We start from the raw sequence: 15,999 nt of genomic DNA, 5'->3' as shown, positions 1-15,999 counted from the left end.
CGTCCTCGACGCTGGCGAGGGCGACCTGACCGGTGACGGCACCGGTCGCCGGATTGGTGACCGGCGCGGTGTTGCCGCTGGTGCCGGTGAACGTCTTGTCGTCGAACCAGTGTGGGATCACCCGGAGGGTGCTGTCGTTGTGTGTCATGAAGTGGGGTCCTGTCGAATGAGAAGTAGCTGGTGGTTTCGTCGTGGACGCGGCACTGATCGGCGTCAGAAGATGGTGTATGCCTTGCGGACGGTTTCGGAGACGTCCCAGCGTCCGGACCATCCCGGGGGCAGGACCACGAAGTCGCCGGCCGAGATCTCGACCTTGGTGCCGGTCTCGTCGTCGGTGAGTGTGGCTTTGCCTTCGATGATGAAGCAGGTTTCGGTGTTGGGTCGGTCGACGACAGGCCAGCCGCCGGGCTGGCACTCCCAGATTCCGATCTGGGCGTCGGTGCCGCCGTCGACGGGTAGGGTGCGCAGCTGCGGGTCGCCGCTGTCGGCGCCGGGCCGTTGCCCGGCGGGGGTCAGCTCACCGTTCACGACGGTGGAGGGCAGGTGGATCAGTGAAGCCATGGTCGATGTCTCCGTTATCGGTCGGGAGGGATGTCAGTGGGCGCCGGTGAGTTTTTCCAGCAGCGCGGACACCTTGGACGGTTTGTTGGTGACGCGTTCTTCGAGGTCCGCGGTCGCGGCGGCGCGCAGTCCGGCGTTGACCCCGAACCAGCGGAAGGGTTCGACTTCCCATTTGGGGGAGTGGTGGTTGACCACGGGAAGTGAGTTCAGGTCGTCGCGTTTGTCGAGGATGAGGTTGCGCAGGATGCGGCCGGCGAGGTTGCTGGTGGCGACCCCGTCGCCGACATACGGTCCGGCCCACGCCATCTTGTTGTTCTGGTCGTAGCCGACGGAGGGGAACCAGTCGCGCGGGACACCGAGGGGGCCACCCCACCGGTGGGTGATCGGCACGTCCTTCAGTGTCGGAAAGAACTCGTGCATCGTGTCGATGATCTTCTCGTGGATTTTCTCGTCGACGTCGAACGACGGGTAGACCTTGGACCGGAAGTGGTACGGCGCCCCGCGCCCGCCGAAGACGAGGCGGCCGTCGTTGGTCGGGTGGGCGTAGATCCGCAGGTTCCGCATGTCGTTGAACGCGGTTCGGCCGTCGAGGCCGAGTTCCAGACGGACCTCGTCCGGCAGCGGGGCGGTCGCGACGACGAGCGAGTACAGCGGCGCCACATTGCGCCGGTACTCGGGGAATTCGGGGGTGAACGCCTCGGTGGCGCGAATGACGACGGATGCGGTGACGGACCCGTGCCGCGTCCATACGATGCCCTTGCCGATCTCGTCGACAGCGGTGTCCTCATAGATGACCCCGCCGCGCTCCTCGACCCAGCCGGCGAGACCGCGCACCAGCTTGTCCGGGTGCAGCAGGGCGCAGTGCTCGGTGTAGATACCGCCGAGCACACCGGCTGCGTTGACCTTCTCGCGCGCGGCGTCGGCATCGAGCAGCTGCCACTGCCCGTGGGTGCCGAACCTCTCGGCGCCATCGACGGTCGCCTTCGCCCGCGCCCATTGCGCCTGGCTGCGGGCGAGGGAGACGAATCCGTCGCGGGAGTATTCGCAGTCGATCTTCTCGGCCGCGACGACGTCGCCGATCTCGCTGACCGTTTCGTTCATCGCCGACTGCAGATCCAGAGCGGCACGATGCGAGTACAGCTGCTCGACGCGGCCGAGCGACACCGGGAAGATCGACGACGCCCACCCACCGTTGCGTCCCGAGGCGCCGAAGCCGGCGTATTCGCGTTCGAGCAGAACTACTTTCAGCGTCGGGTCGGCCTGCAGCAGATAGTAGGCCGCCCACAGTCCGGTGAACCCGGCACCGACGATCGCCACGTCGGCAGTGATGTTGCCGGGCAGCGCGGGCCGCCGGGATGCGTGCTCTCGGTCTTCGCGCCACAGGGGTGTACCGTCTGCGGCACCTGATACGCCGCGCTCCGCGCGGGCGTTACTGACCACCATTTACAGCCTCCAGCCGTTCGTTCGTTCGTGCGTCGATGTCCAGTGTCGTGTCAGTGTGTGAGCCCCGACATACTCCGGATTCACAGACATAGAACTGGCGGCTGTACTTTTGTATGAGGAGGTGAAGGCCGATGATCTCCGTCGATCAGCTGGCCGCGATCCCATCGCTCGGCCTGCAATATCTCGCCGGCGAGAGCGGCGGCGCGCGACTGGTCACGTGGGCGCACGCGTGTGACCTGCCCGATCCGTGGTTGTGGTTCGAACACGGTGACCTCGTCATGACCACCGGCGGCGGGCTGCCCCGCGGCGACACGGAGCAGTCCGAGTGGATGGCGCACCTGATCGACAGTCAGGTCAGCGCCCTGGTGATCGCCCGCGGCCCCGGCACCCCGGATGTCACGCCGGCGCTGCTCGAAGTCGCCGAAAGCCGCGGATTCCCGGTGCTCTCGGCAAGTTTCGACCTGCAATTCGTCGCGCTCGCGCGCACCGTCATCGAAAGTGCCGTCGAATCCGAACGACAGCGCCTGTCCAGCATCACCCGCCTGTACGACGTGTACTGGCAGGCCCTGCACGCACGCGGCACCTTCGGGGACCGGATTTCCGCGCTCGAAGGGACCACCGGATGGGCTCTCGAGGTCCGCGATCACGGTGCCGGCGGCGAGGTCATTGTCAGCGGACGCCTGGCGCTTCACCAGCGGAGCGGCCACGCAGATCCTGCGGCCGACCGCGTCGAAATTCCGATCCCGGGGGCAGGAGAAGTGGTGCTGTCGGCCAGTCCCGGCCGGGTCCCCGTCAACGACCGCCCGCTCCTGCAGCACCTCGGGGGCCTGATTGCCCTCGAACTCGAACATGATGCCGCTCAACGCGACCGACTTCGTGCGTCCGGGGCGGACTTGCTCGTCGGCCTTCTCGACGAAACCATCACCTTCGCCGCCGTGTGGCCCGAACTGCGCCACCGCGGGATGACCAATGGGGTGGTCGTCGCATGCTGGAGCACCCCGAACGCCGACCCACTTCATCACGAGACCATCCACCGGCAGGTCTGTCTGCAGCAGTACGCTCCGCTGCTGCTGCCGCGCGCGGCGCTACTGATCGCGGTGGTGCCCCGCGATCTCGACCTCCTGGCAACGATCAACACCAAGCTCGCTCCGGACTGCGCGGTCGGGGTCAGCAGCGCTCTGACCGCCAATTCGAGTGTCGCCGAAGCGGCCCGGCAGGCCCAGCTCGCCGTGGCTCGCGCCCATGAGCAAGACCAGACCGTCAATGTCTACGGCGAAGACATCGACGACGTCGGTTTTCTGCCCCGCAGCATGGAAGACACCCGCAGGTTGGTCCGCACCACCCTCGGCCCGCTCATCGCCCATGACAAGAGCAACGAGGGTGAGCTGGTGACCTCGGTGCGCGTGTTCCTCCGGAACGACGGCGCGTGGCAGAAGAGCGCCGACGAGTTGAAAATCCACCGGCAGACCCTCGTCTACCGGCTGCGCCGCGTCGAGCAGCTCACCGGCTTGAAGCCGACCTCCACCGAAGGCTCCGCGATGTTTTGGCTCGCCCTGTCCGGTGCCGAGCGAGCGAAACTCGATCTCGACGAGTTGATCGACTGAGCGGAACACCAGATGGGCTGGTCCGTCACGGACCAGCCCATCTGGTGTTCATCAGGTGCTACCTCGAAGTTCAGGAGTTGATGCTCTCCGTGGCCACCCCGGACACGTCGGGTCCGCTGTCGTCGGCGGCCGGGGCCACCTGTGTGGAGGCGCGGGTCTTCTTCTTGATGAAGTAGACGATCGTCAGCACCACCCACACCGCGATTCCCTGCATCAGTTCGATCCGATTGGCTTCCCGGAAACCCATGCTGACCAGTACCGCGACGATGGCCACCGTCACCAGGATCGGCAGGCCCGGGTAGAGCCACATCCGGAACTCGAGGGAGCCGGGGTTCTCCTTCTCCCACCGTCGACGCAGGCGCAGCTCGGAGATGCAGATCATGAAGTACACGAACAGGAACACCGCACCGGAGGCGTTGATCAGGAACAGGAACACCGTGTCCGGGAAGATTGCCGCAAGGACCACGCATCCGTAGCCGATGACGGTGCAGGACAGGATGCCCTTGACCGGAACGCCACGCTTGTTGGTCGAGGTCATCCAGGCCGGTGCGTCGCCGCGGCCGCCCATGACGAACAGCAGCCGGGAGGAGGTGTAGAGGCCGGAGTTGAGGACCGACAGCACCGCCACCAGGATGACAAGGTTGAGCAGGTCCGCTGTGCCGGGGATTCCGATCCGGTCCAGGGCGGCGACGAACGGAGACTCGCCCGGTACCACCGAATCCCACGGCACGATCACCGCGATCAGGAACGTGGAGATGACGAAGAACGCGAGGATGCGGAAGACGACGGAGTTGACGGCCTTGCGGATCGACTTGGCCGGTTCCGCCGACTCGGCGGCGGCGATGGTGACGACCTCGACACCGGTCATGGAGAAGATCACCACGACCACACCGATGAACAGGGTGGCCAGCCCGTTCGGGAGGAGCCCGCCATGGTCGGTGAGGTTGGAGAAGTCGACGCTCGCGCCGGGCCAGAGCCCGAAGACGAACAGCGCGGCGACCGCAATGAAAGCGACGATGGCGACCACCTTGATGCTCGCGAACCAGTACTCGGCCTCACCGAACGCGCCCACCGAGAGCAGGTTGACCGCGGTCATGATGACCATGAGGGCAGCCGCGATCGCCCACACCGGCAGCGACGGAATCCATTTGTTGATCATCTGACCGCCGACGACCGCCTCGAATCCGACGACGATGACCCAGAAGTACCAATACAGCCACCCGGTGGAAAAGCCTGCCCACTCACCCCACGCCATTCGGGCGTAGTCGGTAAAGGAACCGGAACATGGTTTGGCTGCGGCCATTTCGCCGAGCATCCGCATCACCAGCAGCACGATCAGCCCCGTGATGCCGTAGGTGACAAAGGCGAGCGGGCCAGCCTGGTTGATGATCGCACTCGACCCCACGAACAGGCCGGCACCGATGACCCCGCCGAGCGAGAGCATTGTCAGGTGCCGCTGTTTAAGGCCGGGTTTGAGCTGATGGGCCCCGTTCGGAGTCGTACCCATGGCATTCCCTTCATCAGGTGCCCGCGCCCGTCGACTTCGCGGGGCGGGCGGGATCGAGCTTGTGATGGGAGTCACCCTGCTTGCCCGCGGCCGTCCCCGCCATGCGCCAACGGAACAACGCAGAGGTGGGGCCTTCATACATTTTGATGAACCGCTGTCGGGTTTCGGCCCTGACCTGGTCGTCTGGCGCGAGCAAGCGCATGAACGAGCTGATCAACGCGAACCTGCGCGGTACCTTCCGCCAGTAGCCATGCGGGAAGCCGATCCACTGGGTCTCGCCAGTTCACTGCTCGGTTGGGCCCGGGGCAATTGTCGGGCGCTCCTAGGAGGTCCGATCCGGCAAGCCCGACGCATGTGAGGATGCGTTCATGGGTACTGAGGACCACGACGAGCCTGCAGGTGACAGTCGACCGACGGCTGATGATGGGCCGTTCACGTTGACGGTCGACGGTGAGGTTTTCACTGTGAGACTCCGCCCAGGCGAACCAGGCGCCTGCGACTATGACTGGGTATCCGGACCGAACAAGGGGTACGGTTTCTCCAGCTTTCAACGCGTAGCCTCTTCGAGCATTCAGGATCGAGCGAACACTCCCTCTACGCTGCAGCCGAACACAATTGACGAGCATCGCGAGTCGATCCGCGATTTCCTCGGTCAGATCAATCCCGAGACCGGCTACATCGGCGACTGAGACTCCGCCGCGAGGCACAGAGGTCCTTGGAATGAGACGGTCGCCGTAGTTCGTGAAGACGACCCAGGACGTCCCGTTCGACGGAATGCTCGTTCAGTCCGCATGTACAGATGCGCCGGAACTTTCTTAGGTCCAGTCGCGGCACCAGTGGGGGATCGTATTGGCGCAGCTTGACGTAATACGACGCTTCTGTCACAACGAATTCGGACAGGATCTGCTCATCCGCTCCGCCACAGGGCTGCCACGTCTGTGCGAACTTCAGCATCGTCTTTTCATCGGCAGCATTCACGCCATCGTCGTGCGTGTCGCGCCGGTGTTCGGTTTGTGCCGCGGGCATTACACGGTGTTGACTCCGACGCGTCCGCCGTCGACGTCGAGGACTGTCCCGTGTACGAAGCGGGCGTCGTCGGAGGCGAGGTAGAGCACGGCGTCGGCGATGTCTTCGGCGGTGCCGGGCCGGCCGGCGGGTGTGGAGTGCATCAGGGTGTCGGCCGGGGAGTCGGCGTCGGGTCCGGCGGGGCGGATGACGCCGGGGGAGACGGCGTTGACGCGCAGGCCCCGTGGGCCGAATTCGGCGGCCCAGGATCGGGTCAGGCTCTCGATCGCGGCCTTGGACGAGGCGTAGACGGGGCCGTGTGGGATTCCGAGGCGGGCCACCCACGAGCCGAGGTTGATTACGACGCCGCCACCGCTCTCGGTCATGTGTGGGGCCAGGGCTTGCACCAGGAAGATGGGTGCCTTGACGTTCACGGCGTAGATGCGGTCCACGATGTCGTCGTCGACGGTCATCGTGCCGGAGGCCGGGAAGATGCCCGCGTTGTTGACCAGGATGTCGAGGTGCCCGCCGGTCAGGCGCAGCACCTGCTCGGCGAGGGCGTGGCTGGTGGCGGAGGTGCCGTCGAGGTCGGCGGCGAGGAAGTCCGCGCGGCCTCCCGTCGCCTGGATCGCGGCGATGGTCTCGTCCCCGCGTGCCGCGTCGCGACCGGAGACGATCACGTGGGCGCCCTCGGCGGCGAAGGCGACGGCGATTGCGCGCCCGATGTTGGAGGTCGATCCGGTGACGAGGGCGGTGCGGCCCTGCAGTCGGTTGCCGGTGAAGTGATTGGTCATGTCCCGACCGTAGGACCTATTTTTTGGACCCACAAGTCCAGAAAGTGGGGTGTGATCGCTGCCAATGGAGTAGTGGAGGGTTGGCCGGTCCAGAATTGCGTTACCGTCGGCATATGCCGATCACTGCGAAGGGGCTCGCGACCAGACAGCGCATCGTCGAGGGTGCCGCGACTCATCTTCGGGGTGGTGAGCCCGGTCAGGTCACGCTCGACGACATCCGCGCGATCACCGGAACCAGCAAGGGACAGCTGTTCCACTACTTTCCGGGCGGTAAGGACGAACTGCTGCTCGCCGTCGCCGTCTACGAGGCGGGCCGGGTTCTCGACGATCAGCAACCGCACCTCGGCGCGCTGACGTCGTGGGCGGCGTGGCTGAGGTGGCGGGATGCGTTGGTCACCCGCTACCGCGCTCAGGGAGCGCACTGTCCGCTCGGGTCGCTGCTGGCCCAGGCGGGCGGAACGCCGGGGGCCTACGAAGTGGTCCGAACACTGCTGGCACAGTGGCGGACCCACGTCGTGGCCGGGATCGAGGCGATGCAGGCGGCAGGGCAGATCCGGGCGGAACTGGATGCGCCGCGCACCGCGTCCGCGTTCATCGCGGGAATTCAGGGTGGGGTGCAGGTCCTGCGGTCGACGGGCAGTGTCGAGGATCTCGAAGCCGTCCTCGACACTCTGATCGACTACCTTCGGGGCCCGGGATCGCCCGGCGCTACCTGCTGATCGGCTGGGTTTGCTCAACTGCTGGGCCGCGTGTCCCCTGTGCCGAGCGGGACAGTTTGTGAGTAGGTTGGGCTATTTCTGAATATTATTGCTTTTCAGTGACTTTGGGTGTTCGTGCCTACCGTGGACCGGTGAGTTGGAAGCGGATGCGGTTCGAGGTGATCTTGGCCGGTGAGGGACGCTACCGTCGCCCGGCGGGCAGCATCGGCGGCGGATGATCATCGAGCTGCGGGACGTCACTGAAGACTGAGGGGGTCGAGATCGGACTGTTCACCGACGACAAGGACCGCCCGAGCTGGTCGTGCACCCGGACATCGTGCTCGGGCGTGCAACCTTCCGGGCGGTCGACGACGAGCCCGAACCAGAGGAGACGCCGAAGCAACGCGCCCGCCGGGAGCTGAAGAAACGGATGACCGCCGAGCGGCTGTCGAGACAGAAAACCGGAGGCACCAACCCAGAGAAGGGGTGCACGCCTCCGGCTCATCCTGTGCATCCGCAGTGTCGCCGACTCCAGCCCACTCTTGCCCGCGCACTTGACAGTCTGCTTGTTCGAGCGTCCCCGGCACTGCGATCAGAGTTTCGGGGGACGTGTCATCCCCCTGGTGAAAACCACACTCCGTAGTGGTCGGAGCTGCGGTCAGGAACGGGCGCACCTCGAGCCATTCGTGGATCTGTTTCCCACCCGCCCCCGGGGCCGCGGACAACTCGCCGGCCAGTTCGAGCGCCCGCTCGCGGGTCTCGACGTCGATCACCATCCAGCCGGCGATCAGGTCCTTGGTCTCCGCGAACGGGCCGTCGGTGACCGGCGGTCGCCCCTCACCGTCGTAGCGGACGAACGTGCCCTCCGCGGAGAGCGCCTGACTGTCGACGAACTCGCCGGTGCCCTCGAGCCGGGCGGCGAAGTCGTTCATGTACTGCACGTGGGCCGAGATTTCCTCCGGCGTCCATTGGTCCATGGGCACGTCGTTGATCGATGCGGGCGCGCCACGGTAGTGCTTGAGCAGTAGGTACTTGGCCATCATGTTCTCCTTGGTGCGGTGCGGCCCATTGTGGCCGTTTCACTTCGGGGACGAAGCCGCGCGCGGGTTCTCGACATCCCACGGCGACATTTCCTGACCATCTTCTCTGTCGGGCCACAATCCGGCTAGGGGTGGGCGTCTCGTCCAGTCCGGTGATGATGGCCTCTAGTCTCGGGTCGAGTTGGCGTGATGCTTGACCCACCGTGCCTGTCGGTGGTCCCAGTAGCGGGTGCGATCGTGGGGGTGGGCGCGACCATTGGACGGTGAAGCGGGCGTAGCTGTTCCCGTCGTGGTCTTCCTGTGTGATCCTGCGTCGGCGTCGAGAGAACCACCGGCAGTCGGATGCCCGATGGAAGGGCTACGGTGGGGCCGCCTGTGGGCCCGTAAAACCGCGTCGTGGGTGTGGTGTGCTCCCGCGCCGCCGCTGATCGAACGTTCCCGCACCTCGTTGACGTCGATGTGCCAGCTGTCATCGAGTAGCGCCGCCACATCACCGGGTGTGACCCAATCATCGGGATCGAAGCCGTGCTCGCGCGCCGCATCCGCGTCGCGGACGTCGTGGTGCACAACCAGCAAGATGCCGCCCGGTGCGACGGCAGAGACCAGCGCGCGTTCGGCAGCACGGTCGGGGGTACTGCGCAAGGCGGGGTACTGGGCGGAGACCAGGTCGAAACCACCCGCGGGCAAGTCGGCATCGAGCAATCCGCTCAGCACCCAGGTGATGTCTGTGGTCTCGCCGTCGGCGTGGGCCTTTGCTCGGTCGAGGGCGACCTGGGAGACGTCCAGCGCGGTGACGGCCCATCCCTGGCGGGCGAGCCAGAGCGCGTCGGCGCCTTCACCGCAGCCGACGTCCAGGGCGCGTCCCGGCCGTGCGCCGGTCATCTCGTCAACTAGTGCGCCGTTGGGTTCTCCGCTCCACACACGATCCCGCTCGGTGTAGCGTGCATCCCACTCGTCCGCCTCACGTGATGTCGTCTTGACCTCGGTGACCTCGCCCGCTTCTTCCATACCCACACAGTGCAATAACACCGACGGTTTCGGCGAGAGTTCTTGCCGGACCGGCAAGAATTGGTCTGGATTGGGTTCTACTGCGATCCTGACACGCACAGTGTCATGCGGGTTGGGGCCTGCTCGATGTCGAGATAGTCGTCGATGAGAAGTGCCAGACATTCCGGCGGACCCGCGACAAGCGGCGAACGCCACGTACACGGACACGGGACTTCCTCGAAACTCGAGGAACAGTCCGGACAGTCCCACTAGAAGGCGGCCGCCCCGTTCACCGCCCTCGAGGCTCACGAGATGATCGACGAGACCATCGCCTCTCACACGCTCGACGGCTACCGGCACCTCCCGATCGTCGCCCGGGAAGCGCTGGCCCGCTTCCTCGTTTGGGTCGGCGACATCGTCGCCGCCTCACCCCGAGATCAGCGAACTCGACTCGACCTCAACCCCGTGATCGCATCGGACACCGGCATCGTGCTCGTGGACGTGCGAATCATCCTGTCCAAGAACCACCCTGGAGACCACACAAAGCTTCGTCAAGGACGGACATTCCCGGCGACGGAGGGGCGTGGCTGCTGCCGCGGGCCGTCGGACTGGCCCGGGCCAGCGAGATGGCGTTCACCGGGGAGGCGATCGACGCCGCAACCGCCCGGAACTGGGCGCCACCCGGCGGCTCGACACAGCGGGCTACGGACGCTTGCCGTACCCGAGCGCCTCGACGATCTTCCCGTCCCGGACGCGCATGAGATTCACGCCCGATAGTTCTCGGTGCCGGTGATCCTCCAGCGGATGACGGCTCGGTCGCCGTCGATGTCGACGTGCTCGACCGTGAACCCGATGGCGGGGTCGGAGGCCAATCCCTGCCAGCCCGCGAGGCATTCGTCGTAACCCGTCCATCGGTTGCCGTCGGGCTCCGGGCCGGTGCCCTCCATCACGCAGTCGGGGGCGATGAGGTCGACGAGCTTGTCGGGTGCCCGTTCGAGGAACGCGGCGTTGTAGTGATCGATGACTGCTGCTGTGTCGGTCATGGCCGTATCGTCTGCCGCGGAGTCATTGCTAGCAACCCCCTGGAAGGAATGGCATCGACCCCCGGGGTGCGCGAAGATTGATCGGTGATGACGCGGTTCCCGAGTGAGTTCCGGCGCTGGCGCACGGCCCGCCGGATGAGCCAGCTGGATCTCGCGCTTCGGGCGGGCACCACCCAGCGGCACGTGAGCTTCATCGAACAGGGCCGCTCCCGCCCGGGTCGGGGCATGGTGTTGCGCCTGGCGGAGTCGATGGAGCTCACGCTACGGGAGCGCAACGAGCTGCTCCTCGCTGCCGGCTTCGCCCCGGCGTTCCCGGAGTCGCCGCTCGACGACGAGGCGCTGCGCCCAGTTCACCAGGCGCTGGAGACGATTCTCGACGGGCATCTCCCGTACCCGGCGATGGTAGTGCGGCCGCACGGCATCCTCGTCACCGCCAACCGGGCGTTCGAGGTATTCCGCGAAGGCGTCGACCCCGCGTTGCTCGCACCACCGGTCAACGTGTTCCGCCTGGCCCTGCACCCCGATGGGAACGCGCCCCGGGTGCGCAACCTGCCGGAGTGGGGCCGGCACATCACCGAGCACCTGCGGGCTCAGCTGGCGCAGAGCCCCGACCCGGCGTTGGAGGCGCTTCTCGCCGAGCTCGAGTCCTACCTTCCGCCGCTGCCCGAGGAGGCCGACGTGCTCGGCTTCGCGGTGCCGCTGGAGCTGGGCTCGGCCGATGGCGACCTCCGGCTCATCACAACGCTCACGTCGTTCGCGACCGCCTCCGACGTGACGCTCGCCGAGCTGCACCTCGAGGCGTTCCTGCCTGCTGACCACGGCACCGCCGAGGTGCTGCGCCGCCGATGGGGGTGACGATCGGCGATGCCCGGGCGATGGCCGCCACGTTGCCTCGTTCCTATGAGGCGCTCGTACGCGACGAGGTGAGGTTCCGGGTCGGACGCCTGGTCTACGCGGCGTTCTACCAGGACGACACGGTCATGGGTTTCGGCTTCCCCAGGGAAGAGCGGGCGGCGCTGGTGGCCTCGGAGCCCGAGAAGTTCCTCATGCCCCGCCCCTCCGACATGCGGTACCGGTGGGTCTGCGTACGGCTCGATGCCCTCGACGTCGAGGAGCTGCGCGAGCTGCTCGTCGACGCGTGGCGGATGTGCGTGCCGAAGAAGGTGGCTGCCGCCTACGAGGGTTGACCGATGCCCTGCTCCGAATGACATGGCCGACGTCGGGGTCGTCCCGAATGAGAGATTGCCGTTCTCCCATGTGCGCGGGCGAAGTTGTACTGGGTGCGCTGGGCGGGCCTCGTCAACGCAACTGCGCCGTGAGTCGGGATGATCGTCGGATGGTTGTGGGGGACGGGACGCGGGTGGATGCGACGCGCTGCACAAACTCGGCACCATCGCTCTCGCGCTGGCCTTTTCCGAGGGCGGGCGCGGCATTCCCCCAACTGCATCTCGTACGACCGCCTGGTTGCGGATGAACGCCAGTCCCCACACGGCGGTCGTCACCCGAAGTTCCGCAACGATGCGGTGTGTTCAGTCGTTGGTGGGTCTGGTCCCGAGGTGCTGTGGGCCTATTGGGGGTGGTGGGGTAGCGCTTGATCGGGAGCGGGGGTGAGGTGTGTGGTCGCCCAGGTTGCGAGCAGGGTCATGGCGTCGGCCGACGGGCTTCCGGGTTCGGGGCTGTAGATGGTGAGGACCAGGCCGGGGTCGGCAGGTAGTGGCATTGTTTCGTAGCCGACTTCGATGTCGCCGACGAGGGGGTGGTGGAAGGTCTTGGTGCCGGTGTAGTGCAGGCGCACATTGCGTTTGGCCCACCGGGTCCTGAATTCGTCGCTGCGGGTGGACAGTTCGCCGACCAGGTCGGAGATGCCGCGGTCATAGGGGTCGCGGCCGGCGTCGGTGCGCAGGAGGTTGACCGCGCTGTCGGCCATCTGGTCCCAGTCGGGGTAGAACTCGTGGGCGCGGGGGTCGAGGAAGCAGAACCGGACGAAGTTGACCGGCTTGCTGGGGTCGGGGTGCAGCGGATCGGGGTAGAGCGGGCCGTAGAACGCGTAGGCCAGTTGGTTGCCGCATACGAAATCGTGCCGGGCGTTACGCACGAACGCCGGCACCGTCATGGCGTCGCACAGGCGCTGCACCATCGGCCGAATGGTTTTGGTGCGGCGGGGCCTGCTTCGCTGCGGGCCGGTGGTGACGGCACGGTGCAGGTCGACCAGGTGGGAGCGTTCCGCTTCGTCGAGTTCGAGCGCGCGGGCGATGGCGTCGAGCACGGATTCGGAGACACCGGTGACTTTGCCGCGTTCGATCTGGGTGTAGTAGTCGACCGAGAGCCCGGCGAGCGTGGCGACTTCTTGGCGGCGGAGACCGGGGACGCGGCGTTTGGCGGCGTCATAGACCGGAAGCCCGACCTGGTCGGGGGTGATCTTGGCCCGCCGTGACGCCAGGAACTGGCCGATCTCGGCCGCTCGGTTGGTGGACTCCATAGAAGTGAGGGTACGACCCGGCCGTCGGCGGCTGCCAGGTTCTGCGAGGGGGGTGCTGCCGACACCCCTGTCATCGTCGCCTCCCACGGGGGCTCTTTGCGGCGTTGCATGAGTGTCGGACATCGAGGCACCCGAATCGCCTCGATGGACAGCGATCCCGAAACGAAGAGGTGATGATGAAGCAGCGAGACCGGACGACGCCGACCCCTCGGCTGCCCGGACTGGTGTACGTGATCGGTGCGGGCATCTTCCTGATGGGCACCACCGAGTTCATGATCGCAGGCTTGCTGCCCGAGGCCGCCGCTGATCTCGGTGTGGATGTCGCGCAAGCCGGGTTGCTGGTCACCGCCTTCGCGGTCGGCATGATCGTCGGACCGCCGGTGATGGCGCTGGCCACCCTACGGCTGCCCGCGCGGGCCACCCTGGTATGCGCGCTGGCCGTGTTCGCCGCTGGGCACGTCGTCGCCGCGGTGAGCGACTCGTTCACAGTAGTGACCGCCTCACGGGTGGTGACCGCGCTGGCCACCGGCACGTTCTGGGCGATCGGTGCGGTCGTCGCCACCACGGTCGCCGGACCCGGGGCGAGCGCGCGAGCACTGGCGGTGATGTCGGGCGGACTGAGCTTGGCCGTGGTTGCCGGGGTGCCGTTGGGCACTTTCACCGGCCAGGCCACCGGGTGGCGCGGCCCGTTCTGGATGCTGGCCGGATTGTCGCTGCTCGCGATCGGAGCTGTGCTGCGATTCGTGCCGGCCGCTGTCGGCGGCCACCGGGCAGAGGTCTCGGTTCGCGCCGAACTTTCGGTGATTCGGCCGTGGCGGGTGTGGGTTGCGTTGGGTGCGATCGTGCTCGCCCAGGCTGGGTTCCTCGGCGCCTACAGTTTCATCAGCCCCCTGCTCACGGACCGCGCCGGCATTCCAGCACCGATGGTGCCCCTGGTGTTGGTCGGGTTCGGAATCGGTGCACTCGCCGGCACCGCGCTCGGCGGTCGTGTCGGGGACCGGTACCCACTGGTCACGATCGCCGTAGCGGTCTCGCTCACCGCGACGGCGCTGCTGGTCCTCGCCGCCGCAGCCGATCACTCGGCGATCGTGGTCATGCTGGTCGTCCTTCTGGGTGCGTGCGGTCTCGGGGCCAATCCCGTGCTGATCGCGCAGACGTTGCGCTTCGCCGGAGACGGGTCGGCGCTGGCGTCGTCGCTGGCGACCGCCGGATTCAATCTCGGTACCGCCGCCGGATCGGCCATGGCCGGGGTAACCCTGTCGACGTCGCTGGGGCTGGTCGGCCCGGCCGTGCTCGGAGCGGTCCTGACCGGATCCGCGCTCGCGCCGATCGCCCTGCTTGCGACCACCACACGACGAACCATCCACGACATGAGAAGCCGCCGCCACGATGATCAGAGAGGCGACTTCACCGCAGTGCGCTGACCCACACTGCCTACCCTCCGGAGGACGGATCGCACTGTGACACAACCACCTACTCGCGCGCTGGCCACCCCGCCAGCTCCGCTAGCCCACATTGCCGTGGAGGGATTCTGCACCGTCACGTCCCTCACCTTGTTCCTCCGCCTCGACGCGCACGCTGTCCTGGTTACCGATACCCGACTCGAATCGACCATCAGCGCGTACGGGCTGGGAGTCGGTCGGTGGATCTTTACCCTCGCCGTACTCCTTCTCGCAGCCGGATCGGCCGCACTGCTCATTGCGCTGGTCGGCCACATTGTTAGACGATGAGAACCGCAGTCCGCAAGGGCGATACATACAAGCCGACGCAGTCATTTTCTCGATCGTTGTCGTGATCCTCGCTGTCACCACCTACAAGGACTCGCTGTGCGGATGACCGCGCCGGGTCCGTACCGCCGGACCGCTCAGCTCGGCCGGTACGCCATCCGTGTGGAGAACTCGAGACGCCGCTACCGTGAGACGCCCTATCGGCGCGGATGATCGGCGCTCCGCGTCAGCGAGAACGAGACCACGAGGACGCTCGCATCTTCCGGCGACGCCATGATGGACGGCAAGGATGGCCCAGAGAACACCGCGATGATGCGGTCGCGGAGACGGACTGCTGCGAGGGACGTGAGAGGGGTGCCGGCAGCACCCCCCTGATCAGCGCCTCCCACATTCGTGCTCTGCGGTGTTGTATGGGTGCCGGACACCGGGGCTCGACGGCGACGGCCGTTGATCAGACAGGACAGTGAATTTCCCGTCAGCGAAGGGATCCACGAGCACTCTCACGTCGGTTGTCTGCCGCACCGTACGACGAGAGGTCGAGCGCGTGCGACACCGGGCAACTCTGATCCACCTGAACCTCATCACCGAGCTGCGGTAATGCGCCTGCAGCCATACGCGTTTCGTCGCATACGACAAGGAGCATCAACGATGAACACAGACCCTGACACCGCTGGGCGGCCGAGAGCGACAGCTTCTGCGGGACGGGACCTCAAACGCCGTGGCCTGCTGAAGATGGCTGTTGCGGGTGCCGCCGTACTCGGCGTACTCGCCGCAACAGGCTGCACGCCGTCCCCGACCACCAGGTCCTCCTCGTCCGCGGCCTCGGCGACCCAGGCGACACTGAACCTGGCCCCGGGGGACACCTCCGACGGCGCGGACAACTTCTACACCAGCGACCAGGTCAGCGCCCAGAAAGTGACGTTCAAAAACCAATACCAGATGAATGTCTCGGGCAACCTGTTCGTGCCCAAGAACTTGGACCGCAATGCGACGAATCCTGCGATGGTCGTCGGACATCCCATGGGTGCGGTCAAGGAACAAAGCGCAAACCTCTATTAGTACTTTGTTAGCTCGGCGTGTCGGCTCGAGTTTTCGTGGCCTTCTCGAGAGC

The 15,999-nt window shown here is 66.3% G+C and carries 16 protein-coding genes and 3 pseudogenes; 10 read left to right on the top strand and 9 right to left on the bottom strand.

The features are described from left to right. Positions 1 to 213: 213 nt before the first annotated feature. Positions 214 to 561, bottom strand: a complete 348-nt coding sequence (locus QM806_RS40280) for a cupin domain-containing protein (protein WP_005561715.1) — start codon at positions 559 to 561, stop codon at positions 214 to 216. Positions 562 to 594: 33 nt separating this feature from the next. After that, positions 595 to 2,004, bottom strand: a complete 1,410-nt coding sequence (locus QM806_RS40275; protein ID WP_120661084.1) for an NAD(P)/FAD-dependent oxidoreductase — start codon at positions 2,002 to 2,004, stop codon at positions 595 to 597. Positions 2,005 to 2,135: 131 nt separating this feature from the next. Here QM806_RS40275 and QM806_RS40270 point away from each other — a divergent pair, with 131 nt between their 5' ends. Next, positions 2,136 to 3,608, top strand: coding sequence for a PucR family transcriptional regulator (locus tag QM806_RS40270; protein WP_054246868.1), 1,473 nt, complete (start codon positions 2,136 to 2,138; stop codon positions 3,606 to 3,608). Positions 3,609 to 3,678: 70 nt separating this feature from the next. On the opposite strand, the gene QM806_RS40265 is transcribed toward QM806_RS40270, so the two are convergent. Continuing rightward, entirely contained in the window at positions 3,679 to 5,115 is a 1,437-nt protein-coding gene (locus QM806_RS40265; RefSeq protein ID WP_043787362.1) for an amino acid permease, read from the bottom strand. Positions 5,116 to 5,128: 13 nt separating this feature from the next. Next, positions 5,129 to 5,257 (bottom strand): hypothetical protein, encoded by a 129-nt coding sequence (locus tag QM806_RS40260; protein ID WP_009474549.1) that lies wholly within the window; start codon positions 5,255 to 5,257, stop codon positions 5,129 to 5,131. Positions 5,258 to 5,483: 226 nt separating this feature from the next. On the opposite strand from QM806_RS40260, the gene QM806_RS40255 reads away from it, so the two are divergent. Next, a complete protein-coding gene (locus tag QM806_RS40255) occupies positions 5,484 to 5,804 on the top strand; it encodes a hypothetical protein (protein WP_043786895.1) in 321 nt (106 codons plus the stop codon). Positions 5,805 to 6,140: 336 nt separating this feature from the next. Here QM806_RS40255 and QM806_RS40250 read toward each other — a convergent pair whose 3' ends face one another. Further along, positions 6,141 to 6,914: an SDR family NAD(P)-dependent oxidoreductase gene (locus QM806_RS40250; RefSeq protein ID WP_005560650.1), complete on the bottom strand. Its 774-nt coding sequence runs from the start codon at positions 6,912 to 6,914 to the stop codon at positions 6,141 to 6,143. 113 nt (positions 6,915 to 7,027) lie between these two features. Between QM806_RS40250 and QM806_RS40245 the strand changes: the two genes are divergently transcribed. Then, on the top strand, positions 7,028 to 7,633 hold the full coding sequence (locus QM806_RS40245; RefSeq protein WP_005560648.1) for a TetR/AcrR family transcriptional regulator: 606 nt from the start codon (positions 7,028 to 7,030) through the stop codon (positions 7,631 to 7,633). Positions 7,634 to 8,247: 614 nt separating this feature from the next. On the opposite strand, the pseudogene QM806_RS40235 reads toward QM806_RS40245, so the two are convergent. Beyond that, positions 8,248 to 8,652: pseudogene (locus QM806_RS40235) on the bottom strand (YciI family protein); the annotation flags it as partial. A 165-nt stretch (positions 8,653 to 8,817) separates the two neighbouring features. Beyond that, entirely contained in the window at positions 8,818 to 9,660 is an 843-nt protein-coding gene (locus QM806_RS40230) for a class I SAM-dependent methyltransferase (RefSeq protein ID WP_183102262.1), read from the bottom strand. Between the two features lie 270 nt (positions 9,661 to 9,930). On the opposite strand from QM806_RS40230, the pseudogene QM806_RS42005 reads away from it, so the two are divergent. After that, a pseudogene (locus QM806_RS42005) lies at positions 9,931 to 10,143 on the top strand (acetate--CoA ligase family protein); the annotation flags it as partial. A 37-nt stretch (positions 10,144 to 10,180) separates the two neighbouring features. Beyond that, positions 10,181 to 10,313, top strand: a pseudogene (locus QM806_RS40225) (enoyl-CoA hydratase-related protein); the annotation flags it as partial. A gap of 90 nt (positions 10,314 to 10,403) precedes the next feature. On the opposite strand, the gene QM806_RS40220 reads toward QM806_RS40225, so the two are convergent. Beyond that, positions 10,404 to 10,682: a nuclear transport factor 2 family protein gene (locus tag QM806_RS40220; RefSeq protein ID WP_005567755.1), complete on the bottom strand. Its 279-nt coding sequence runs from the start codon at positions 10,680 to 10,682 to the stop codon at positions 10,404 to 10,406. 87 nt (positions 10,683 to 10,769) lie between these two features. Here QM806_RS40220 and QM806_RS40215 point away from each other — a divergent pair, with 87 nt between their 5' ends. Then, a complete protein-coding gene (locus QM806_RS40215; protein WP_120661086.1) occupies positions 10,770 to 11,537 on the top strand; it encodes a helix-turn-helix domain-containing protein in 768 nt (255 codons plus the stop codon). After that, positions 11,528 to 11,869, top strand: coding sequence for an MmcQ/YjbR family DNA-binding protein (locus tag QM806_RS40210; protein WP_005567758.1), 342 nt, complete (start codon positions 11,528 to 11,530; stop codon positions 11,867 to 11,869). The genes QM806_RS40215 and QM806_RS40210 overlap by 10 nt, the downstream gene beginning before the upstream one ends. A gap of 380 nt (positions 11,870 to 12,249) precedes the next feature. On the opposite strand, the gene QM806_RS40205 is transcribed toward QM806_RS40210, so the two are convergent. Continuing rightward, complete coding sequence (locus QM806_RS40205; protein WP_005567759.1) at positions 12,250 to 13,161, bottom strand: helix-turn-helix transcriptional regulator; 912 nt, start codon at positions 13,159 to 13,161, stop codon at positions 12,250 to 12,252. A gap of 173 nt (positions 13,162 to 13,334) precedes the next feature. Between QM806_RS40205 and QM806_RS40200 the strand changes: the two genes are divergently transcribed. The 3 genes from QM806_RS40200 (at position 13,335) to QM806_RS40190 (ending at position 15,947) form a co-directional block, all read left to right on the top strand. Next, positions 13,335 to 14,585, top strand: a complete 1,251-nt coding sequence (locus QM806_RS40200) for an MFS transporter (RefSeq protein WP_120661087.1) — start codon at positions 13,335 to 13,337, stop codon at positions 14,583 to 14,585. 36 nt (positions 14,586 to 14,621) lie between these two features. Further along, complete coding sequence (locus QM806_RS40195; RefSeq protein WP_283294994.1) at positions 14,622 to 14,891, top strand: hypothetical protein; 270 nt, start codon at positions 14,622 to 14,624, stop codon at positions 14,889 to 14,891. Between the two features lie 645 nt (positions 14,892 to 15,536). Then, positions 15,537 to 15,947, top strand: coding sequence for an alpha/beta hydrolase family protein (locus QM806_RS40190; protein WP_283294993.1), 411 nt, complete (start codon positions 15,537 to 15,539; stop codon positions 15,945 to 15,947). Positions 15,948 to 15,999: the final 52 nt, after the last annotated feature.

It is taken from the genome of Rhodococcus sp. IEGM 1351 (assembly GCF_030056875.1).
In the GTDB taxonomy this organism is placed as follows: Bacteria; Actinomycetota; Actinomycetes; order Mycobacteriales; family Mycobacteriaceae; genus Rhodococcus_F; species Rhodococcus_F opacus.
The sequence above is the reverse complement of the archived record's forward strand: the minus strand, read 5'-3'. Positions and strand labels throughout refer to the sequence as shown.